General features: G+C 56.3%; 17 protein-coding genes. 7 read left to right on the top strand and 10 right to left on the bottom strand.

Features of this window, described 5'->3' with window-relative positions; translation table 11 throughout:
- Window positions 1–13: 13 nt before the first annotated feature.
- Window positions 14–1,042 (bottom strand): Mal regulon transcriptional regulator MalI, encoded by a 1,029-nt coding sequence (gene malI / locus VIJ98_RS08935; protein ID WP_061720146.1) that lies wholly within the window; start codon window positions 1,040–1,042, stop codon window positions 14–16.
- Between the two features lie 174 nt (window positions 1,043–1,216).
- Between malI and malX the strand changes: the two genes are divergently transcribed.
- The 3 genes from malX to add all read left to right on the top strand — a co-directional run bounded on the left by malX (window position 1,217) and on the right by add (window position 5,098).
- Entirely contained in the window at window positions 1,217–2,803 is a 1,587-nt protein-coding gene (malX, locus tag VIJ98_RS08930; protein ID WP_008110229.1) for a maltose/glucose-specific PTS transporter subunit IIBC, read from the top strand.
- Window positions 2,803–3,981, top strand: a complete 1,179-nt coding sequence (locus tag VIJ98_RS08925) for a MalY/PatB family protein (RefSeq protein ID WP_323273474.1) — start codon at window positions 2,803–2,805, stop codon at window positions 3,979–3,981. Before malX ends, VIJ98_RS08925 begins: the two co-directional genes overlap by 1 nt.
- A gap of 118 nt (window positions 3,982–4,099) precedes the next feature.
- A complete protein-coding gene (add, locus tag VIJ98_RS08920; protein ID WP_323273472.1) occupies window positions 4,100–5,098 on the top strand; it encodes an adenosine deaminase in 999 nt (332 codons plus the stop codon).
- Window positions 5,099–5,165: 67 nt separating this feature from the next.
- Here add and VIJ98_RS08915 read toward each other — a convergent pair whose 3' ends face one another.
- The 5 genes from VIJ98_RS08915 to VIJ98_RS08895 all read right to left on the bottom strand — a co-directional run bounded on the left by VIJ98_RS08915 (window position 5,166) and on the right by VIJ98_RS08895 (window position 10,875).
- Window positions 5,166–6,206: an oxidoreductase gene (locus VIJ98_RS08915; RefSeq protein ID WP_061720150.1), complete on the bottom strand. Its 1,041-nt coding sequence runs from the start codon at window positions 6,204–6,206 to the stop codon at window positions 5,166–5,168.
- Window positions 6,207–6,283: 77 nt separating this feature from the next.
- Complete coding sequence (gene araC / locus VIJ98_RS08910; protein WP_008110234.1) at window positions 6,284–7,201, bottom strand: arabinose operon transcriptional regulator AraC; 918 nt, start codon at window positions 7,199–7,201, stop codon at window positions 6,284–6,286.
- A gap of 67 nt (window positions 7,202–7,268) precedes the next feature.
- On the bottom strand, window positions 7,269–8,255 hold the full coding sequence (araH, locus tag VIJ98_RS08905) for an L-arabinose ABC transporter permease AraH (RefSeq protein WP_008110235.1): 987 nt from the start codon (window positions 8,253–8,255) through the stop codon (window positions 7,269–7,271).
- 17 nt (window positions 8,256–8,272) lie between these two features.
- The gene (araG, locus tag VIJ98_RS08900; RefSeq protein WP_323273469.1) at window positions 8,273–9,793 is read right to left on the bottom strand and encodes an L-arabinose ABC transporter ATP-binding protein AraG; all 1,521 of its coding nucleotides are present in this window, start codon (window positions 9,791–9,793) and stop codon (window positions 8,273–8,275) included.
- Window positions 9,794–9,891: 98 nt separating this feature from the next.
- The gene (locus tag VIJ98_RS08895; protein ID WP_061720153.1) at window positions 9,892–10,875 is read right to left on the bottom strand and encodes an arabinose ABC transporter substrate-binding protein; all 984 of its coding nucleotides are present in this window, start codon (window positions 10,873–10,875) and stop codon (window positions 9,892–9,894) included.
- Between the two features lie 365 nt (window positions 10,876–11,240).
- Here VIJ98_RS08895 and VIJ98_RS08890 point away from each other — a divergent pair, with 365 nt between their 5' ends.
- Together VIJ98_RS08890 and araA are read left to right on the top strand one after the other, a co-directional pair.
- Window positions 11,241–12,926, top strand: a complete 1,686-nt coding sequence (locus tag VIJ98_RS08890) for a ribulokinase (RefSeq protein WP_323273465.1) — start codon at window positions 11,241–11,243, stop codon at window positions 12,924–12,926.
- Window positions 12,927–12,938: 12 nt separating this feature from the next.
- Window positions 12,939–14,441, top strand: coding sequence for an L-arabinose isomerase (gene araA, locus VIJ98_RS08885; protein WP_258145012.1), 1,503 nt, complete (start codon window positions 12,939–12,941; stop codon window positions 14,439–14,441).
- Between the two features lie 404 nt (window positions 14,442–14,845).
- On the opposite strand, the gene yjfF is transcribed toward araA, so the two are convergent.
- Genes yjfF through ytfQ form a run of 4 tightly spaced genes read right to left on the bottom strand, consistent with a single transcriptional unit; the run spans window position 14,846 to window position 19,371 of the window.
- Window positions 14,846–15,832, bottom strand: a complete 987-nt coding sequence (gene yjfF / locus VIJ98_RS08880) for a galactofuranose ABC transporter, permease protein YjfF (RefSeq protein WP_008110244.1) — start codon at window positions 15,830–15,832, stop codon at window positions 14,846–14,848.
- Complete coding sequence (gene ytfT / locus VIJ98_RS08875) at window positions 15,829–16,845, bottom strand: galactofuranose ABC transporter, ATP-binding protein YtfT (protein WP_008110246.1); 1,017 nt, start codon at window positions 16,843–16,845, stop codon at window positions 15,829–15,831. The genes yjfF and ytfT overlap by 4 nt, the downstream gene beginning before the upstream one ends.
- Window positions 16,838–18,358, bottom strand: coding sequence for a sugar ABC transporter ATP-binding protein (locus tag VIJ98_RS08870; protein WP_323273461.1), 1,521 nt, complete (start codon window positions 18,356–18,358; stop codon window positions 16,838–16,840). Before VIJ98_RS08870 ends, ytfT begins: the two co-directional genes overlap by 8 nt.
- 56 nt (window positions 18,359–18,414) lie before the next feature.
- Window positions 18,415–19,371: a galactofuranose ABC transporter, galactofuranose-binding protein YtfQ gene (gene ytfQ, locus VIJ98_RS08865; RefSeq protein WP_008110249.1), complete on the bottom strand. Its 957-nt coding sequence runs from the start codon at window positions 19,369–19,371 to the stop codon at window positions 18,415–18,417.
- A 674-nt stretch (window positions 19,372–20,045) separates the two neighbouring features.
- Here ytfQ and ydgT point away from each other — a divergent pair.
- Complete coding sequence (gene ydgT / locus VIJ98_RS08860; RefSeq protein WP_036650139.1) at window positions 20,046–20,261, top strand: transcription modulator YdgT; 216 nt, start codon at window positions 20,046–20,048, stop codon at window positions 20,259–20,261.
- Between the two features lie 110 nt (window positions 20,262–20,371).
- Window positions 20,372–20,815: a DUF2569 domain-containing protein gene (locus VIJ98_RS08855; RefSeq protein ID WP_008110253.1), complete on the top strand. Its 444-nt coding sequence runs from the start codon at window positions 20,372–20,374 to the stop codon at window positions 20,813–20,815.
- Window positions 20,816–20,876 lie beyond the last annotated feature (61 nt).

The following is a 20,876-nucleotide window of genomic DNA, read 5'->3' as shown; positions in this document are numbered from 1 at the left end:
CAATTGGCCGCCCTTAAACTTCCCCGCGCATCAGCTGCGGCGGCACAATCAAGCTTTGAATCTCCGCTTCTGGCTGCGCCAGCCGCTGCAACATCCTTTCCGCCGCCCTTCTTCCTACATCACGCGCTTCGCTACTGACAAAGGTCATGGTGGGATCGTGCAACTCCCGCTGCGGATCGTCATTAAAGCCTACCAGCGCCAGTTGCTGCGTGTAGTAGCTATCGACTGCGCCTTCACCAAAGGTTCGCCCACAGCGTAACGCACCAAAATAGCAGCCGAGCGCGGTGCTACCGTTATGCGCCAAAATCGCGGTAATGCCGGGATGTTGGCGCAACAACTGCAGCGTCAACGCCGACACGCTTTGCTGGCGATCGTCACACTCAATAATCCAGTCGGATCGAAACGGCAAACCGTATTGCAGCAAAGTGGCGCAATAGCCGCCAATCCGCTCGGCGCGCGTCAGAGACGATCCCAAACCGCCCATCCAGGCGATACGCTGATGGCCCTGACGAATCAGATACTCCGTCGCCATGCGCGCCGCCTGACTATTATCGGGACGCAATGAGTCAACGTTATCCAGGCTGCTGGCGCGCGAGGCGCAGACTAAGGCGATGTTCTGTTCCTGCGCCTGCGGCACCAGCGTTTCCGCCTGCGCCACCGCACCGCCGAGCACAATCCCTTCCGCGCCCTGCGCCACCAGCGTGTCAAAACAGCGTTTAAGATGTTGGCCGTGCTGACCGCTTTGTGTCAGCACCAGCACTTTGCCCTGCTGCTCCAGCACTTCGCTGAGTCCGGCCGTCATCGCGGCATAAAATGGCTGGCTGAGATCGCGCACGATCAAGCCAATCACGCCGCTTTCGCCGCCGCGCAAGATTGAGGCCGAACGATTACGCACGTAGCCAAGCTGCTCAATCGCCTGATTGACACGTGTGGCCGTAGCGGGCGAAATGCGCCCTTTGCCGGAGAGCACCAACGACACGGTAGAGACCGACACCCCGGCGACCAACGCCACATCATGAATAGTGGTTTTCTGCTGGGACATAGCGTTCCGTTACCAACGTCCAAATTCAAAGAGGTAAAACGTTACACTGATTGCACCAAAAATAAAGTCTGCAATTAGTCACTCTTTGTGATTATAGCCACAAAAATAAGTGGTAAAACGTTTTATCATCCTTGACCACATTGAAGCCTTTAACTTTTATTGCCAGGAGAGTCTATGTCCGCCAGTCGTCCCAAAATGTCACTTTGGGAGTTTTTCCAAAGTCTGGGCAAAACATTTATGTTGCCCGTCGCACTGCTCTCGTTCTGCGGTATCCTGCTCGGCATCGGCAGTTCGCTCAGCAGCCGCGATGTGCTCACGCTCATCCCCGCGCTCGATCAGCCTTTCCTGCAATATATGTTTATCTGGCTGGCGAAAATCGGTTCCTTTGCCTTTAGCTATCTGCCGGTGATGTTTGCCATTGCCATTCCGCTCGGTATGGCGCGCGAGAACAAAGGCGTGGCAGCGTTTGCCGGTTTTGTTGGCTATGCGGTGCTGAACCTAAGCATCAACTTCTGGCTCAACATCAACGGCATTCTGCCAACCACCGATGCGGCGGTGCTGAAAGCCAATAACGTACAAAATATTCTCGGCATTCAATCCATCGACACCGGTATTCTCGGCGCGGTTATCGTGGGTATCGTGGTGTTCTGGTTGCATGAGCGTTTCCACAACATTCGCCTGCCGGATGCGCTGGCATTCTTTGGCGGTACGCGCTTTGTACCGATCGTCACCGCGATGGCGATGGGCGTGCTGGGCTTAGTAGTTCCGCATATCTGGCCATTCTTCGCCCGTGCGATTACCGGCCTCGGCTGGGTGATTAACAGCGCCGGTGAATTTGGTCCAATGATTTTTGGTACCGGCGAACGTCTGCTGCTGCCGTTTGGTTTGCAGCACATTCTGGTGGCGATCATCCGCTTTACTGACGCTGGCGGCACCATGGATGTGTGCGGTAAAAGTGTCAGCGGTGCGTTAACCATCTTCCAGGCGCAATTAGCGTGTGCGGATACGCACGGCTTTGCCGAGAGCGCCACGCGCTTCCTGTCGCAGGGTAAAATGCCGGCCTTCCTCGGCGGTTTGCCGGGTGCAGCATTGGCGATGTATCACTGCGCCCGTCCGGAAAACCGTCATAAAATTAAGGGTCTGCTGATTTCCGGCGTGGTGGCTTGCGTCGTGGGCGGCACCACAGAACCGCTGGAATTCCTGTTCCTGTTCGTCGCGCCGGTGCTGTATCTGATCCACGCACTGTTGACCGGTTTAGGCTTCACCGTGATGGCGATGCTGGGCGTGACTATCGGTAACACCGACGGCAACGTGATCGACTTCTTCGTCTTCGGCGTGCTGCACGGCCTCTCCACCAAGTGGTATTGGGTGCCGGTGATTGCTGCGGTGTGGTTCGTGTCTTATTACGTCATCTTCCGTTTTGCCATCAGCCACTTCAATATCAAAACGCCAGGTCGCGAAGTGGAAACCAACAGCGTGGAGCAGCAGGTTAATCGCGCAGCTGTCGGTAAATCGGGCTTCAACACGCCAGCAATTCTGTCGGCGCTGGGCGGCGTGGAAAACATCGCTTCACTGGATAACTGCCTGACGCGTCTGCGCATTACCGTGGTCGACATGAGCAAGGTGGATGATGCAACACTGAAAGCCAACGGCGCGATTGGCGTGGTGCATGTTAATGCCACCAATCTGCAAGTGGTGATGGGCCCGCAGGTGCAATCCGTCAAAGATGAGATGGCACACCTGATGAGCGCGACGGTGTAATGATGCCGGATTTTGATTTCAATCAGGTGGTGGATCGCCACGGCAGCTGGTGTACGCAGTGGGATTTCGTGGCCGATCGTTTCGGCGTGGCGGACTTGCTGCCCTTCACCATCTCCGACATGGATTTCGCCTCCGCGCCTTGCATCATCGAGGCGCTGCAACAGCGCCTCACGCACGGGGTGTTTGGTTACAGCCGCTGGCAGCATGACGATTTTCTTTCTGCCATTCAACATTGGATGCGCAGCCGTTTCGCGACAGAAGTTGCGGCAGAATCGCTGGTTTATGGCCCCTCGGTGATTTATATGGTGGCGCAGCTGTTGCGCCACTGGACGCAGCCGGACGATGAAGTGCTGATCCACACGCCTGCTTACGATGCGTTTTACAACACCATCAACGGCAATCAGCGTCGCGTGCTGGAGCTGCCGCTGCAGCGCCACGGAAGTGAATGGCTGTGCGACATGGCGGCGCTGGAAACTTTATTGGCGCGTCCGCGCTGTAAGGTGATGCTGCTGTGCAGTCCGCACAATCCTACCGGCAAAGTGTGGCGCGAAGACGAGCTGCGCCAGATGGCAGCGCTGTGCGAAAAGCATGGCGTGAAGGTGATCAGCGATGAAATCCATATGGATATGGTGCTGAGTGATGCGCGGCATACGCCGTGGAGCCAGGTTGCGCAGTCCGATTGGGCGTTGTTCACCTCGGCTTCCAAGAGCTTTAACATTCCGGCGCTGACTGGCGCATGGGGCATCATTCCGGACGAGCGCGATCGTCAGGCGTGGTTCCACGCGCTGAAGCAGCAGGATGGTTTATCCTCGCCGGCAGTAATGGCGCTTGCCGCCACCATCGCCGCGTATCGCGATGGCGCGCCGTGGCTGGATGCGCTGCGTACCCACTTACGTGGCAATATGCAGCACATTGCAGAACGGATGAACACGGCGTTTCCGCAGCTTAACTGGCAACCGCCCGCCGCCACTTATCTGGCGTGGATCGATCTCAATCCGCTTGGCATTGACGAACAGGCGCTGCAACAGCGTCTGATTCATCAACACAAAGTGGCAATCATGCCCGGTTCGACTTACGGTGCAGCCAGTCGCGGTTATCTGCGTCTCAACGCCGGTTGCCCGCGCAGCAAGCTGGATGATGGGCTTGATCGTCTGATCGCCGCGTTAAAATCGTTCTGAAATGCGACGGATGCTGATTAATTCAGCATCCGTTTTCCTGTTTGCGCAAATCGCTGGCGCTGTTGCGCAAGATGTTTTTATAATCCTCTGCACTTTATGAAACTTAAGCGAGTGCGCCATGATTGATCTAAAACTCCCCCTCACCGACATTCACCGCCACCTTGATGGCAATATCCGCGCACAAACCATTCTCGATTTAGGTCGCCAGCATAATCTTGCGCTGCCCGCTGATACGCTTGATGCATTGCGTCCGCATGTGCAGGTCACCGCGAATGAACCGGATCTGGTGAGCTTCCTGCAGAAACTCGACTGGGGCGTGAAAGTGCTGGGCGATCTTGATGCCTGCCGTCGTATCGCGCTGGAAAACGTCGAAGATGCGGCGCGCGCCGGCATTCACTATACGGAACTGCGCTTCTCACCGGGCTATATGGCGATGACCCACAAGCTGCCGATTGCCGGCGTGGTTGAAGCGGTGATTGATGGCGTGCGCGCCGGTATTCAGCAATACGGCGTCGATGTGCGCCTGACCGGCATTATGAGCCGTACCTTTGGTGAAGAAGCTTGCCTGCGCGAGCTGGAAGGTTTGCTGGCGCATCGCGATGGCATTACTGCCGTCGATTTGGCCGGTGACGAGTTAGGCTTCCCAGGCAGCGAATTCCTCAGCCACTTCAACCGCGCGCGTGATGCCGGTTTCCGCATTACCGTGCACGCCGGTGAAGCCGCGGGCCCGGAAAGCATCTGGCAAGCGATTCGCGAGCTGGGCGCAGAGCGTATTGGTCACGGCGTGAAGGCGATTGAAGACCGCGCACTGATGGATTTCCTTGCCGAGCAGCGCATTGGTATTGAGTCTTGCCTGACCTCGAATATTCAAACCAGCACGGTTTCGTCGCTGAGCAGCCATCCGCTGAAAACCTTCCTGCAGCACGGCATTCTCGCCACCATTAACACTGACGATCCGGCGGTTCAGGGCGTTGAGTTGGCACATGAGTATGAAGTGGCGGCACCGCAAGCAGGATTGACGGCGGAAGAGATGCGTCAGGCACAGGATAATGGCGTGACCATCGCGTTCCTGAGTGATGCAGAGAAAGCCGCGCTGCGCGCACGCGTGGCGGGATAAAAAAAAGGTGCGCATAACGCGCACCTTACATTGTAGGGTCGCCATTCATGGTGACCGCTTTACAGAATTAACGCAACGACAGAGTCTGGCGCTTCTCGGCGGACTGCAAGCCCAGCTCGATCAACTCCATCACCTGAATCGCCTCTTCTGCCTGCACCGGATTTGCACCTGTGCCCGCAATCGCATCACGAATGCCTGCGTAGTACGCCGGATAGTTGCCTGGCAAAGTCAGAAGCTCTTTCTCCACCATCACATCGCCTTCCGCCAGCGTCAGCGTACCGTTGCGCATGTCGTAGCCCCAATCTTCCTGCGGCGGACGTTCACCCGCTTTCAGACGATCTTCCTGTGGATCGAGGCCGTATTTCACGTAGCTGCCGCGCGTGCCGTGCACCACAAAACGTGCTGATTCCGCCGCCACCAGCATGCTGGCGTGCAGCACCACGCGGCGCGTTGGATAGGTCAACACGGCATGGAAGTAATCGGTGGTTTGAGCGCCCGGACGCAGTTCCGCCATATCGACATTGATGGCGACCGGCGTGCCAAACAGCTGCAGCGCCTGGTCCAGCACGTGCGGTCCGAGATCAAACCAAATGCCGCTGCCCGCGCCTTTCATTTCACGCCAGCGTTGACGCACTTCAGGGCGGAAACGGTCAAAGTGAGATTCAAAGTAACGCACTTCGCCCAAGGTGCCGTCGTTCAGCAAGGATTTCAGCGTCAGGAAATCGCTGTCCCAGCGGCGGTTATGGAACACCGACAGCAGCAAACCTTTGGCTTTCGCCAGCGCATCCAGTTCACGCGCCTGTGACAACGTCACGGTAAATGGCTTATCGACCACCACGTGTTTACCGGCGTTAAGTGCGGCTTTAGCTAAGGGAAAATGGGTGTCATTCGGGGTCGGAATAACAATCAGTTGCAGTGTCGGGTCGTCCAGCAGCGCCTGTGGATCGGAAACCACCTGCACTGACGGCCAGTCAGCATGCACTTTGCTGGCATCGCTGCTCGAGATCGCCGCCAGCTCAACATCCGGCGTACCGGCGATCAAGGGTGCATGAAAGGTTTTGCTGGCAAAACCGTAGCCGATTAGGCCGACACGTAATTTATCGCTCATTCTCATTCCTCTTGTTCGTTACCAGACTGATTTAAGACGAATCGGTCTATAAGAACAAGGCGGAATCACCTGAAAACTCAGGAAATAGCACTCCGTGCGGATTGCCAGCTCTCGTGAGCCACCAAAGCATCCTGCGCATCCTGGCTGCGGCGGCGGAAGTCGCTGGGGCTGACGCCAACGCGTTTGCGGAACACGCGCGAGAAATAGAGCTGGTCGTCGTAGCCCACTTCGCGGCCGACAGAAGCGATCGGTTCCTGGGTGGTTTGCAGCAGCAGTTTGGCGCGGATAACCCGCTGATCTTCGCGCCAGCGCAGCAGATTAATACCCATTTGCTCGCGGAACAGATGCGCCAGCCGTGACGGCGACAGGCAAACATGGCGCGCCACTTCTTCAATCTTCACTTCGCCCGCCAGATGATTGGTGACGTACTGGCAAGCTTCAATCACGCGTGGATCGCGAATCTGTTGATGGCTGCGCGGATCCTCTTCCACCGCGCGCAGCAGCAGGCGCTCCAGCAGGTTCATCGCCAGCTCTTCAGCGAAGCGACGTCCGGAGTTGTGGGTTTGCTCGATGCTGGCGAACAGGCGGTCAAACTCGGCACGCTGCGCTTCTGACAGACGCAAACGCCCCACGCCCTGGCTTTCATCCTGCCACTGCAGCCAATCGGTCCAGTAGGCGCGCGGACGGAAATAGACCCAGCGATGGAACCAGCACGGGCTATCGGGTGCGCGTCCGTAATAGTGCGGGGTTTTCGGTTGAAACAGCAGCAGATCGCCCGGCTCGCAGTCGAAGGCGGATTCACCATCAAACACGCGGCCCTGACCTTTAATGGTCAGATTGAGGATGTAGCCTTTCATGCCGTGCGGACGATCGATAAAGAAATCGAGCGCGTCATTGGCGTTAATCGGCGTCAATCCTGCCACCAGCCAGGCATTGAACGCATAGCCCGGCAATAAGGGATTCTGCTGCTCACTCGGGGGTTCACGATGGTACATAGTGGCCTCACTTATCGCGTGAAATGCGGCGAGCGCGCCCGCTATGCGGCGCGCTCAGCCTTGGTTATCAGGCGGCTTTACTTTTCTGTTTGTAGCGGTCAAAAATCACCGCCGCTAACAGTATCAAACCGCGCACCACATACTGTGAGAATGGCGAGATATTCAATAAATTCATCGCATTCTCAACCGTGCCCAGAATCAGCACGCCCGCTACCACGTACGAAATTTTGCCGATGCCGCCTTTCAGCGAAACACCGCCCAGCACGCAAGCCGAAATCACAATCAGCTCATAACCGAGCGACGTCATTGGCTGGCCGCTGGTCATGCGCGACGCCAGAATGATGCCCGCCGCCGCCGACACTAAACCCGACAAGATGAAGATGATGATGCGCGTACGCACCACCGGCACACCGGCCAGGCGCGCGGCTTCCTCGTTGCCGCCAATCGCCAGCGTATTGCGGCCAAAGGTGGTTTTGTTTAGTAAGAAGCCGAACAGCACCATGGTGGCGATGGTGAGCCAGATGGGTGCCGGTACGCCGAGCCAGTTGGCGTAGCCGAGGGTAAAGAAGCGCTCGTCTTCAATGCCCACCGCTTTGCCGTCGGAGAAGATATAAGCCAGGCCGCGCACAATCTGCATGGTGGCCAGCGTGGTGATCAGGGCGTTGATTTTCAACCGCGCGATGACGAAGCCGTTGATAAAGCCAGTGGCCATGCCGAGCAGTAAACCGGCCGCGACGCCAATCCACAGGCTTTCGGTCATGTTGATCACCACTGCGGTGACCACACCGGCGCAGGCGATCACCGACGCCACTGAAAGGTCAAAGTCGCCTGAGGCGAGGCAGAACAGCATGCCGCACGCCACCATGCCGGACATCGACATCGCCAGACCGAGCCCTTTCATATTGATGATGGAGCCAAAGTTCGGCACGAAAATGGCACAAACGATAAACAGCAGTGCGAACACCACCAGCATGCCGAAGTTGTCCCAAATCCGCCCGAGTTGCAGCCCGTTGCGCTGCACCGGTGGCGTGTTGGAAGTGGTAGATGAAGCCATTATTGCTCTCCTTTACATCAGGCCACGGCGGCCGCTTGAGTGGTTTTCGGCATCGCCAGGCTCAGCGTCAGCTGCTCTGTGGCCGTGTCGTGGGACAGTTCACCGGCAATTTCACCTTCACGCATCACCAGAATGCGATCGGCTAATCCCATCACTTCCGGCAAGTCGCTGGAGGCAAACAGCACCGCAATGCCTTTTTTCGCCAGGGCATAAATCAGGTTGTAGATTTCGTGTTTGGCACCGACGTCAATGCCTCGCGTCGGCTCATCGAGCAGAATCACGTTCATCTCTTCCGACAACCAGCGGCCCAGAATTGCCTTCTGCTGGTTGCCGCCCGAAAGGTTCATGATCAGCTGCTGCGGACCCGGCGTTTTGATGTTGAGTGAACGAATGTGGATATCGGCGTTTTTCGCCTCCCAGCTCGGTTTGATCAGACAACCGGCGGTGAGATTGTGGCGACGCGCGCTGATGTTGATGTTATCGCGCACCGAATGCACTGGAATGATGCCCTCAGATTTGCGATCTTCCGGGCACAGCATGATGCCGGCGCGGATAGCGTCGATCGGCTGACGAATGTTGAGCTTTTTGCCATCCAGCGTCACGGTGCCGCCGCGCAGTTTGGTGGCACCGAACAGCCCTTTCATCAGTTCGCTGCGTCCCGCGCCAACCAGACCAAACAGGCCAACGATTTCACCGGCGCGCACCGTTAACGAAATCGGCGTGCGCACGCCCTTCGCCTCTACCGCGTCCAGCTGCAGACGCACCGGGCCCAGTTCACGCGGCGCGTAACCATAAATATCCCCCAGATTGCGTCCCACCATCGCCTGCACCAGATCGTCGTGATGGGTGTTTTTCATGTCGGTGAAGGTGCGCACGTAGCGACCATCTTTAAACACGGTGATAGCGTCGCTGAGCGCAAAAATCTCCTCCATACGGTGCGAGACATACAGCACGGTACGGCCCTGCTCGCGCAACTGACGGATGACGCGGAACAAGTGATCAATCTCGCGCGCCGACAGCGAGCTGGTCGGTTCGTCAAAGGCGATAATGCGCGCGTTACGCGCCAATGCTTTGGCGATCTCCACCATTTGCCACTGGCCGAGCGACAGATATTTCAGCGGCATATCCGGATCGATGTCCATGCCGAGATTTTGCAGCTGCAAACCGGCTTCGTAGCGCAGCAGTTTGCGATTCACCAAACCGCGCTTGTGTGGCAACTGGCCGAGATAGATATTCTCCGCCACGCTCATTTCCGGTACCAGATGCAGTTCCTGGTAGATGATCGCCACGCCAGCGTCCAGCGCATCCACGGTGGTGTTGAAACTCTTCGACTCGCCTTTAATGCGAATCTCGCCGCCGCTCGGCTGATAACTGCCGCTGAGGATTTTCAACAGCGTCGATTTACCGGCACCGTTTTCCCCCATCAGCGCGTGCACTTCTCCGGCGCGGCAGCTGAATGAGATATCCTGCAGCGCTTTCACGCCGGGAAAGGTTTTGCTGATGCCATGAAACGACAGAAAGGCTTGATCAGTGTTCATGGAAACTCCTAAGTCATGGGCCCTGCGCATTAATGCGCACCCTACAAAACCGCATCGTAGGGTCGCCATTTATGGCGACCTTCCAAAAGCGCTAATCCTTACTTCAGCCCTTTCTTATCCAGCTCGGCTTTGAAGTTATCGCGGGTAATCAGCACCACATCGGTGACTTCGGTGAACTTCGGCGGCTCCTGATCTTTGGTTACCCAGTTGTAGAGCATCTGGCTGCTCTTATAACCGTGCACGTCCGGGCTTGGCAGCAGCGAACCGTAGAAACCGGTGGCGGAACCTTTCGACAGCTCACTTACCGCATCAACACCGTTGATGCCGATACCAATCACATCGGGCGCCTTGAAGCCCTGACCTTCGGTGGCGCGTACGCCGCCCAGCACGGTGTTATCGTTCATGCCAAGAATCAGCCAATGTTTAACTTCCGGATGCTGCACCAGCAGCGAGTTACCGGCGTCAAACGCGCCAGGAATATCGTTGGATTTGGTCGGGACCTGATAGATCTGCTTCTCCGGGAAACCGGCGGCTTTCAGCGCATCCATTGAACCGCTGGTGCGGCGGCGTGCGGTGTCGAGCTCGTTGGCAGTAATGGCCATCACGCCGGTCTCTTTCACATCCCAGCCGCGTTTCTGCATCTCTTTATACAGTTCTTGTCCCTGACGCTCGCCGATCTTGGTCGCGGCCATCATCACTAATGGCACGGTATCCATCGGCTTGCCTTTGGCGGTGACGAACTGGTCATCGACGGCGATCACTTTCAAGCCGTAACCGCGCGCTTTGGCGACAATCGCCGAGCCGAGTTTGGGGTCCGGCGTACAGATAACGAAGCCTTTCGCGCCGCTGGCGGCCAGGCTATCGATAGCGTTGAGGGTTTTCTCGCCGTCAGGCACCGCAATTTTGATCACTTCGAAACCGAGATCCTTGCCGGCTTTATCCGCGAATTTCCATTCGGTCTGGAACCAGGGCTCTTCCGGTTGTTTGACAAGGAAACCGAGTTTCATGGTCTCGGCGATAGCGGATTGTGACATAACCGCAGCGAGACCAACCGCCGCCAGCGTTTTAGTGAATTTATGCATGATGCTCTCCGGCACAATGTTGTTTTAGGCTGTTATTAACCAATCGGTGTAAACGCTACCAATCAAATAATTCTGTGGGGTACAGCTAAAAATCAGCGCGTTAGCACAAAGGTTGTACAAAGGCTGCGCAAACGCTGGGCTAGTTGTAGCGGGAATGGAGATGAAAAATGTAGAGCGGTATCACATCCCAAAACGATGACAAAATCCTCCATATATTCAGCAAATTTAACCGGTCGTTAACTTTTGCTATGGATCACACATCCTCGCCGATGGCAGAAAAGTGCATATTCTCAGCGACTGATGACTAACCGCTTCTGCCGCCCCATTCCAGGATAGAGCCAGATAACTCACACAGGAGAATCCCAATGGGTGCTGGCACCATAACAATTGGGCTGGATTTCGGCAGTGACTCGGTGCGTGCGCTGGCCGTGGACTGTCATAGTGGCAAAGAGCTGGAAAAAGCGGTGGTCAACTATGCACGCTGGGCCAACGGCGAATTCTGCGACGCGCACGCCAACCGCTTTCGTCACCATCCGCAGGACTATATTGATGCGTTAGAACAGGCGATTGTCACCGTGGTTAACGCCTTAACGCCTGAACAGCGCGCCGCCGTGGTCGGGATTGGCGTGGATTCTACCGGCTCGACGCCCGCGCCCATCGATCGTGATGGCAACGTGCTGGCGCTGCGCCCGGAATTCGCCAATAACCCCAACGCGATGTTTGTGCTGTGGAAAGATCACACCGCGATTGAAGAAGCCGAAGAGATCAATCAGCTGTGTCGTAGCGGTCGTTTCAACGATTACACCCGCTATATTGGCGGCGTGTATTCGTCGGAGTGGTTCTGGGCCAAGATACTGCACGTGTCACGCGCCGATGCTGCGGTACGTGACGCGGCAGTGTCTTGGGTGGAACTGTGCGATTGGGTGCCCGCGTTACTCAGCGGCACTACCGCACCCGCGCAATTGCGCCGTGGACGCTGTGCCGCCGGGCACAAATCTCTGTGGCATCCGGAGTGGCAAGGCTTGCCACCGGCTGACTTCTTCCGCGCGCTCGATCCTCTGCTGGTCGAGCAGCTTGATTCTCCCCTGTTCGCAGAAACCTGGACCGCCGATGTGCCGGTTGGCACGCTCAGCAGCGAATGGGCACAGCGCCTCGGTTTATCAGAGAAGGTGATACTTTCGGGCGGCGCGTTTGACTGCCACATGGGCGCGGTCGGTGCCGGTGCGCAGCCGTATACGCTGGTGAAAGTGATTGGTACCTCAACCTGCGACATTCTGATTGCCGACAGCGACACCGTTGGCGACCGCGCCATCAAAGGCATCTGCGGCCAGGTGGATGGCAGCGTGGTGCCGGGCGCGATTGGCTGCGAAGCCGGTCAGTCGGCGTTTGGCGATATTTATGCCTGGTTCAGCCGCTTGCTCGGCTGGCCATTGCAGCAGGCGGCGCAGCAACATCCCGAGCTGCAACCGCAGTTAGCCGCGCTGCAAAAGGATCTGATCCGTAATCTCACCGAAGCCTGGGCGGCCAATCCGCAGCTCGATCACCTGCCGGTGGTGCTCGACTGGTTCAACGGCCGCCGCACGCCGGATGCTAATCAGCGCTTAAAAGGCGTGATCACCGATCTTAACCTTGGCACCGATGCGCCCGCGCTGTTTGGTGGCCTGATCGCCGCGACCGCGTTTGGCGCACGCGCCATTATGGAGTGTTTCGAACAGCAGCAAATTCCGGTGCAGAGCATCCTGACGCTCGGCGGCATTGCCCGCAAATCCCCCGCCATCATGCAGGCGTGCTGCGACGTAATGAACCGTCCGCTGGATATCGTCGCCTCTGACGAATGCTGCGCACTCGGCGCCGCCATTTTTGCCGCCGTCGCTGCGGGCGTGTATGCCGATGTGCCTGCCGCCCAGCACGTTATGGCCAGTCCGATTGATGTCACGCTGCAACCCAACGCCGAGCGCGTGGTGGTTTATCAGCAACTTTATCAACGTTATCAAAACTGGTGCCAGGCCGCTGAACCGCAGTATGCCGCACGCACCGCATCCGCTCAGTAAAGGAGAGATTTAATGGAACAGCACAACGCACAACAGGTGTGGTTTGTAATTGGTACGCAGCACCTTTACGGCGCGGAAACCTTGCGTCAGGTTGAACAGCACGCTCGCCAGGTAATGGAGGGCTTGAATCAAGCTGGCACTTTGCCGGTGTCGCTGGTGCTGAAGCCGCTGGTGAAATCACCGGACGAAGCGCTGGCTCTGTGCCGCGATGCCAACCACGACAATCAGTGCGTCGGCATCATTACCTGGCTGCACACCTTCTCGCCAGCCAAGATGTGGATTGGTGGCCTGAGCATCCTCAATAAGCCGCTGCTGCAATTCCATACCCAGTTCAACGCGGAGATTCCGTGGGACAGCATGGATATGGACTTTATGAACCTCAACCAAACCGCACACGGCGGCCGCGAGTTCGGCTTTATCGGCGCGCGCATGGGCTTGCAGCACAGCGTGGTCACCGGTCACTGGCAGGATAAAGCCAGCCAGCAGCGCATCGGACGCTGGATCAATGCCGCGCTGGCAAAACAGGCCAGCCAGCAGCTGAAAGTGGCGCGCTTCGGCGACAACATGCGCGAAGTGGCGGTAACTGAAGGCGATAAAGTTGCGGCACAGATTCAGTTTGGTTACTCCGTGAATGGCTGGGGCGTGGGCGATTTGGTCGAAGTGGTGAACAGCGTCAGCGATGGTGACGTCAACGCGTTGATTGATGAATATGAAAGCCAATACCGCTTTACCGATGTAGCAGCGGTCAACGGCGAAAAACGTCAAAACGTCCTGGATGCGGCACGCATCGAGCTGGGTCTGAAGCGCTTCCTCGAAGCCGAGGGCTGCAAAGCCTTCACCACTAACTTCCAGACCTTACACGGCATGACGCAACTGCCCGGTTTGGCGGTGCAGCGCTTAATGGGCCAGGGCTACGGCTTCGCCGGAGAAGGCGACTGGAAAACCGCCGCGCTGCTGCACATCCTCAAAGTACAAGCGGGCACGCGTGCAGGCGGCACTTCCTTTATGGAGGATTACACCTATCACTTCTCACCGGGCAACGATTTGGTGCTGGGCTCGCACATGCTGGAAGTGTGTCCATCCATCGCCAAAGAGGAGAAACCGCTGATTGATGTGCAGTTCCTCGGCATTGGCGACAAAGCCGATCCAGCGCGCATGATCTTCTCCACGCCAGCCGGGCGCGCGGTGAATGCCAGCGTCATCGACATGGGCGATCGTTTCCGCTTGCTGGTGAATGTGGTGGATGCCATCGAACAGCCCAAACCGCTGCCAAAACTGCCGGTGGCGCGTGCGCTGTGGCGTGCTCAGCCGTCGCTGGCAACGGCCTCCGAAGCCTGGATTCTGGCCGGCGGCGCGCATCACACGGTGTTCAGCCAGGCACTGGATTTGGATGATATGTATCTGTACGGCGAGCTGAATGGCATTGAAGTGCTGGTGATTGATGAGGAGACGCGCTTACCGGCATTTAAAGATGCGCTGCGCTGGAATGAGGCGTATTACCGCCTGGCACGTTGATGTGATCTGGAATGAACAAGGCCGCGATGATTCGCGGCCTTTTTGTTGGTGGCGGTAACGGTGGTCGCCATAAATGGCGACCCTACATCTTCGTAGGGTGCGCATGAATGCGCACCTGGTGTAAAACAGCGATGAAATTATCCACGGGGGACAGGAAAGGCCAGCCCGAAGAGCAAAGCGTCCGAGCCATGGACAAAAACGCCGGGAGCGTTTTTGCACAATGCAAAGCATTGCCCGCTAGCGGGTGAGCCTCATGGATGAGGCGAATACTTGCGAGGCCGATCTGCATGGATGCAGGGTTTCTTTGCGATCGGGCTGGCCTTTTCTGGCCTTTGTGCCGATCCAGCAGCCATCAGGTAAACCAGGTGGCCATGAATGGCCACCCTACGAAAGCGGAGAAGAATTTAAGAGGTTAATCTTTTGACAGGTGCGTTCTGCTGGCGATCCCACATAACCGTTAACAGGCGTTGCAGGGCGATAAAGGCGAACAGCAGAATGCCGATGGCGATCTTGGTCCACCATGAACTCAAGGTTCCGTCGAAGTTAATCCAGGTCTGAATCAATCCCTGAATCAACACGCCGAACAGCGTGCCCAACACCGTGCCGACGCCGCCGGACAACAACGTCCCGCCAATCACCACCGAGGCAATCGCGTCCAGTTCCACACCCAATCCCGCCAGCGCATAACCCGCCGAGGTATAAATCGAGAACACAATGCCCGCCAGCGTCGCCAGCGTGGTCGACAACATATAAATCTTAATGGTTGTCGCGCGCGTGGACACGCCCATCAGCTGCGCCGAAGTCAGGCTGCCGCCAATCGCATATACCTGATTACCAAAACGCGTGCGGTGCGCCAGAATAATGCCGCCCAGCACCACCACCAGCATAATCAGCGCCAGCAAGCTCAAACGCCCGCCGCCGGGGATCTTCCACGCCAGACTCGACAGCGTGGTATAGAGCGGATGATCGATAGGAATCGAATTCTCCGACACCAGATAGCTACAGCCGCGCAGGAAAAACATCCCCGCCAACGTAATGATAAACGCCGGGATTTTCAGCGCATCGATCAACCAGCCCATCATCGCGCCAAACAGCGCGCCCATCGCCAGCACCAGCGCAAACGCCAGAAGCGGATCGAGATGATAGTCACCAATAACCCGCGCGAGGAACACGCCGCTGAAGGCGATCACCGCGCCCACTGACAGATCAATCCCGCCAGACAAAATCACGAACGTCATTCCCACCGCAATAATGCCGAGGAAGGCATTATCGGTAAGGATATTGCAGATCACGCGCGTTGAGGCGAAGCCGGGAAATTGACTCAGGCAAAACAGATAACCCGCCACAAACACCAGCAGCGTGATCATCAAGGGCAGATGACGTTTAATCATTTCGGGCGTCTCCGTTTCAACATGGCAATAAAGCGTGGCGACTGCAGCAGCAGCACGCACATCACCACCACCGCTTTCACTACCTGATTGAGTTCAGGCTGGAAGCCGGACAGCAAAATACCGGTATTCATCGACTGAATAATCAACGCGCCAATCAGCGACAGCACCAGATTAAAGCGTCCGCCCATCAGCGAGGCACCGCCAATCACCACCGCCAGAATCGCATCCAGCTCGAGCCACAAACCGGCGTTATTGGCATCGGCCCCACGGATATCTGCCGCGACTATCATGCCCGCCACCGCCGCACACATGCCGCTAATCACATAGGTCGACATCACCACCAGCCAGCCATTCACACCGGCATTGCGCGCCGCGCGCAGGTTGATACCCACCGCTTCGATAAACAGTCCGAGCGCGGTTTTGCGCGTCAACAACCACACCACTAACGCCACCAGCAGCGTAATCCATACCGGCACTGGCAACAGCCACAGCGAACCGCTACCAAACCACGCCAGGCTATCGCTATTGAAGGTGACGATTTGCCCCTGCGTAATCAACTGCGCCACACCGCGTCCCGCCACCATCAATATCAAGGTGGCGACAAACGGCTGAATTTTTAGCAGCGCCACCAAAATGCCATTCCACAAACCGCAGGCCAGACCGGTACCGAGCGTCACCAGAATGATGAACGGCAAACTGTGCCCCGCCACGGTCAGCGTCGCCGCCGTCGCGCCCGCAATCGCCATCACCGCGCCCACCGACAGATCGATGCCGCCGGTGGCAATCACCAGCGTCATGCCGATCGCCAGCAGCGCCACCGGCGCTGCACGATTGAGAATATCAATCGGACTGCCGAACAAACGGCCATCCTGAATGTGGATGGCAAAAAAGTTATTCGCCACCAGGCTATCCACCAGCAGCACCAGAATCAGCGCCACAATCTGCGGCATGCCAGGCGGCAGCTTCGGCTTACGCCGTTCGGGTTTGTCATGTGTCATAGGGGATTCAAGCATGTTGTGCTCCTCCATCGGCGATGGCGTTGACGATCGCGGCCACCGACAGCTGCTCCAGTGGGATTTCGGCCACCTGCTTCAAATCGCGCATAATCAACACGCGATCGGCATAGCCCACCAATTCTTCGAGTTCAGAGGAGATAACCAGCAGCGCCAATCCGTCGGCGCACAGGGTTTCAATTAAGCGAATGATTTCGGCGTGCGCGCCCACATCAATGCCGCGCGTTGGCTCGTCGAGGATCAGGAATTGTGGTTTGGTCACCAGCCAGCGCGATAGCAGCACCTTTTGCTGGTTGCCGCCGGACAACAGCTCAACCGGCTGATCGGCATGCGGCGTGCGAATGCCAAGACTCTTAATAAAGCGCTCGGCGATCTCCTGCTGCTCACGACGCTTAATCGGTCGCAGCCAGCCGCGCTGTGCCTGCAATGCCAGAATGATATTTTCGCGTACCGATGCGCCACCAATGATGCCGTCGGTTTTTCGATCTTCCGGACAGAAACCCATACCAAGGCGCGATGCTTTCGCGGGCGTGCGGATGTTCTGCACTTTGCCCTTGATAGTTGCAGTCCCACGATCGGCGCGGCGAATGCCAAACAGCACTTCGGCAGTTTCGGTACGACCGGAACCGAGCAATCCGGCCAGGCCTACCACTTCCCCCGGACGCACCTGCAGGTTGAACGGTTCAATAGTGCCCTTCTTGCCGTAATCTTCAAACGACACCACCGGCTGATTGCTGCGCAGCGTGCTGCCCTGACGCTGCAAAGCGGTTTCCAGCAGCTCGCGCCCCAGCATCAGCTTAATCAGTTCAATCTGCTGCAGCGTGGCGGTATCGCGCGTGGCAATAAACTGGCCGTTTCGCAGCACGGTGATGCGATCGGTAATGCGGTAAACCTGGTCGAGAAAGTGGGTCACAAAAATCAGGCTCATCCCTTTGGCTTTCAGCTGCGCCATTAAGGTAAACAGCATTTCGACTTCATTGGCATCGAGGCTGGCAGTCGGTTCATCGAGGATCAGCACCTGCGCGGAGAGATCGACCGCGCGGCAAATCGCAATGATCTGCTGCATCGCCACCGAGTAATGGCCCAGCGGACGCGTCACGTCGAGCACGAAGCCGTAATTGCGCATCAGCGCATCGGCATCGCGCACCATGCGCTTGCGATCGATCATGCCAAAGCGACGCGGCTCGCGGCCAATATATAAATTATCCGCCACCGACATATTCGGCAGCAGATTCACTTCCTGATAAACGGTGCCAATGCCCATCTCCTGCGCATCAGCGGTATTGTGCGGCGTAATCGCCTTGCCATTCAGGGTTACGGTGCCGGCATCGCGGGTGTAAACGCCGGTCAGGACTTTAATCAGCGTAGATTTGCCCGCGCCATTCTCGCCCAGCAGCGCCATGATCTCGCCCTTGCGGATGCTGAACGAAACATTATCCAGCGCCTTCACGCCGGGAAAGCCTTTACTGACGCCGCTGATGGTCAGCAGTGCGGTTTCATCGGAGGTGCTCATCGGGTTCTACCTCGCCTTACGTCATCAAAAACCGCCCCGAAGGGCGGTTGCGGGGATCAGTAACCCATGCCTTTTTTGGTATCGAGCTGTGCCTGCGCGGAGTCCGGCAGATAAAGTTTCGATTCTGTTTTGATGATTTTCGGCGGCATCGTGCCGTCTTTCTTGAATTTCTCCAGCGCGTCAAATGCCGGGCCGGCCATGTTCGGCGTCAGCTCTACGTTGGCATTGGCTTCACCAGCCAGCATCGCTTTGTAGATATCTGGCACGCCGTCAATCGAACCGGTCAGGATATCTTTACCTGGTTTGAGGCCGGCTTCTTTGATCGCCTGAATGGCACCGATCGCCATATCATCGTTATGCGCGTAAACCATGCAGATGTTCTTGCCGTTGTTTTCCGCCTTGATGAAACTCTCCATCACCTCTTTACCTTTGCTGCGGGTAAAGTCACCGGACTGCGAGCGAATCACTTTGATGTTGTCGTGTCCTGCGATGGCTTCGGCGAAGCCTTTCTTACGGTCAATCGCTACGCTGGCGCCAACGGTGCCTTGCAGCTCGACGACGTTACATTTTTTGTCCGCAACAGTTTTCACCAGCCAGTCACCAATCAACTTGCCTTCCAGCACGTTGTCAGCAGTGACCACCGCCATGTACAGCGATTTGTCTTTCACCACGATGGCGCGATCAAGTAAGAACACCGGAATCTTGGCATCTTTGGCTTCTTCCAGCACCGGCTCCCATCCCGTTTGCACCACCGGCGCAATGAAGATGGCATCAACGCCCTGCGCAATGAACGAGCGCACCGCTTTGATTTGGTTCTCTTGTTTCTGTTGGCCATCGGCGATTTTCAGTGTGATGCCGCGCTTTTGCGCTTCACTTTTTGCCACATTGGTTTCTGCTGAACGCCAGCCAGATTCCGAGCCAACCTGTGAGAAGCCCACCGTCATATCAGCAGCCAACACCGACGTACTCAGTGCCGAGCTCACCATGGCGGTCAAGAGTAAACGTTTCCACATAATTTCATTCCTCTGAAGGGAGTGTGTTGTAGGGGTACAAAACGCGAATTAAGCCTGGCTGAAAAGCGCGTAAACAAGCGCGACTTACTTCACAAATCAGAGTGAATTAAAGGAGTTACGCGAACGTGCAAGGCTTTAAGGAGAGTGCCGTTATGGACAAAATGCCTGCTAATTATTGCGCAGGTGGTTAAATAAATGTAATAAACAGAATCGGTTATGTTTCTCAGTACTGGAAACGATTACAGCAGGTACGTAAAGAATGGTTATTGTCTGTCCGGACAAACAATTATCGGTTTTGTGACTGCTCGCACAGATTGTGAGTGCTGGTTTCATGGCGTGTGCATAAATTTGCCGACCAGTCGCGAATAATTAGCGGATTCGTCAGCAGCACGATCGGAAATAACTATTATAGAGACGGATAAATAATGGCTAACCAGTATGGATTAATTAGTGTGAGATTTTCTCACATACCCGCTAATTACCGGCCTAAATTTGCCTTAAATCGCTTTTCAAATACGCGTTTAAAACGTTTAAAAGGCAAAAAAGTGTCGTTTCATGAGCGAATTAGCGCATGTTGTCTGAATTTTGTATTTTTTTACAAGTCGCGTATGGACTCTGGCTGCGTGCTCCCTATACTTGGGCACTTCCGAGTACTTTATATTTAAATGGCAATCATGACTGCGTTAGATTACCTGCTGAAATTCCGCAAAGTGAATAATCTCGATAGTCTGGAAAAACTCTACGACCATCTTAATTATTCGCTGACTGATGATAATGAGATCATCAATATGTATCGCGCTGCCGACCATCGACGTGCTGAACTGGTCTCTGGCGGACGTCTGTTCGACATGGGCCGCGTGCCTAAAACCGTCTGGCGTTACGTGATCTAATTGATTTATCCCCTCTTTATCTGCGCTCTTGCGTTGTCCAGGTCGGGCGTGCCCCGTTTGGACATGATACGCTCTGCATCGCCCTCTTTTCTGCAAACAGGATCTTCCCGATGACCGAACAGGTGTTCCCGCCGCGTATCGCTGGCTGGTTATTGCTGCCGCTGGCGTGGCTGATCATGACCATGCTGACCAGCGCGCTGGTGGTGGCGATGTATTTGAGCCCGCTGTTCAATCCCGAATTGCGTACTACGCTGTTTTCACACGGCGGCATTTTGCTCACGCAATGGTCGATCTCACTGCTGACCGCCGCAGTGGTTTGGCTTTACAGCATGTGGGTGTGCTGGATTTTCTGTAAACGTTCGCGTCGCTTACCGCGCCACTACATTCTGTGGCTGTTGATGACGATTTTGCTGGCGTTAAAAACCTTTGCCTTCACGCCCGTTGCCGACGGCAAGGCGATTCAGACGTTGCTGCTGTCACTGCTGGCTGCGGCGGTGTTTGTGCCCTATTTCAAACGCTCTCAACGCGTGAAACAGACGTTTATCCAGCCATAATGATGTGAGTTTCGTCAGCAATTTAATTCTGAGTGCTCTCAACGACCACACAAACCCGGTG

This window comes from Pantoea sp. S18 (assembly GCF_045689705.1).
In the GTDB taxonomy this organism is placed as follows: Bacteria; Pseudomonadota; Gammaproteobacteria; order Enterobacterales; family Enterobacteriaceae; genus Pantoea; species Pantoea symbiotica.
This window is presented reverse-complemented; position numbering and strand designations above follow the sequence as displayed.

Excerpts from the sequence above, each read along its gene's own strand:
- malI (WP_061720146.1), bottom strand. The coding sequence starts at position 1,042 with ATGTCCCAGCAGAAAACCACTATTCATGATGTGGCGTTGGTCGCCGGG.
- malX (WP_008110229.1), top strand. The coding sequence starts at position 1,217 with ATGTCCGCCAGTCGTCCCAAAATGTCACTTTGGGAGTTTTTCCAAAGT.
- VIJ98_RS08925 (WP_323273474.1), top strand. The coding sequence starts at position 2,803 with ATGATGCCGGATTTTGATTTCAATCAGGTGGTGGATCGCCACGGCAGC.
- add (WP_323273472.1), top strand. The coding sequence starts at position 4,100 with ATGATTGATCTAAAACTCCCCCTCACCGACATTCACCGCCACCTTGAT.
- VIJ98_RS08915 (WP_061720150.1), bottom strand. The coding sequence starts at position 6,206 with ATGAGCGATAAATTACGTGTCGGCCTAATCGGCTACGGTTTTGCCAGC.
- araC (WP_008110234.1), bottom strand. The coding sequence starts at position 7,201 with ATGTACCATCGTGAACCCCCGAGTGAGCAGCAGAATCCCTTATTGCCG.
- araH (WP_008110235.1), bottom strand. The coding sequence starts at position 8,255 with ATGGCTTCATCTACCACTTCCAACACGCCACCGGTGCAGCGCAACGGG.
- araG (WP_323273469.1), bottom strand. The coding sequence starts at position 9,793 with ATGAACACTGATCAAGCCTTTCTGTCGTTTCATGGCATCAGCAAAACC.
- VIJ98_RS08895 (WP_061720153.1), bottom strand. The coding sequence starts at position 10,875 with ATGCATAAATTCACTAAAACGCTGGCGGCGGTTGGTCTCGCTGCGGTT.
- VIJ98_RS08890 (WP_323273465.1), top strand. The coding sequence starts at position 11,241 with ATGGGTGCTGGCACCATAACAATTGGGCTGGATTTCGGCAGTGACTCG.
- araA (WP_258145012.1), top strand. The coding sequence starts at position 12,939 with ATGGAACAGCACAACGCACAACAGGTGTGGTTTGTAATTGGTACGCAG.
- yjfF (WP_008110244.1), bottom strand. The coding sequence starts at position 15,832 with ATGATTAAACGTCATCTGCCCTTGATGATCACGCTGCTGGTGTTTGTG.
- ytfT (WP_008110246.1), bottom strand. The coding sequence starts at position 16,845 with ATGCTTGAATCCCCTATGACACATGACAAACCCGAACGGCGTAAGCCG.
- VIJ98_RS08870 (WP_323273461.1), bottom strand. The coding sequence starts at position 18,358 with ATGAGCACCTCCGATGAAACCGCACTGCTGACCATCAGCGGCGTCAGT.
- ytfQ (WP_008110249.1), bottom strand. The coding sequence starts at position 19,371 with ATGTGGAAACGTTTACTCTTGACCGCCATGGTGAGCTCGGCACTGAGT.
- ydgT (WP_036650139.1), top strand. The coding sequence starts at position 20,046 with ATGACTGCGTTAGATTACCTGCTGAAATTCCGCAAAGTGAATAATCTC.
- VIJ98_RS08855 (WP_008110253.1), top strand. The coding sequence starts at position 20,372 with ATGACCGAACAGGTGTTCCCGCCGCGTATCGCTGGCTGGTTATTGCTG.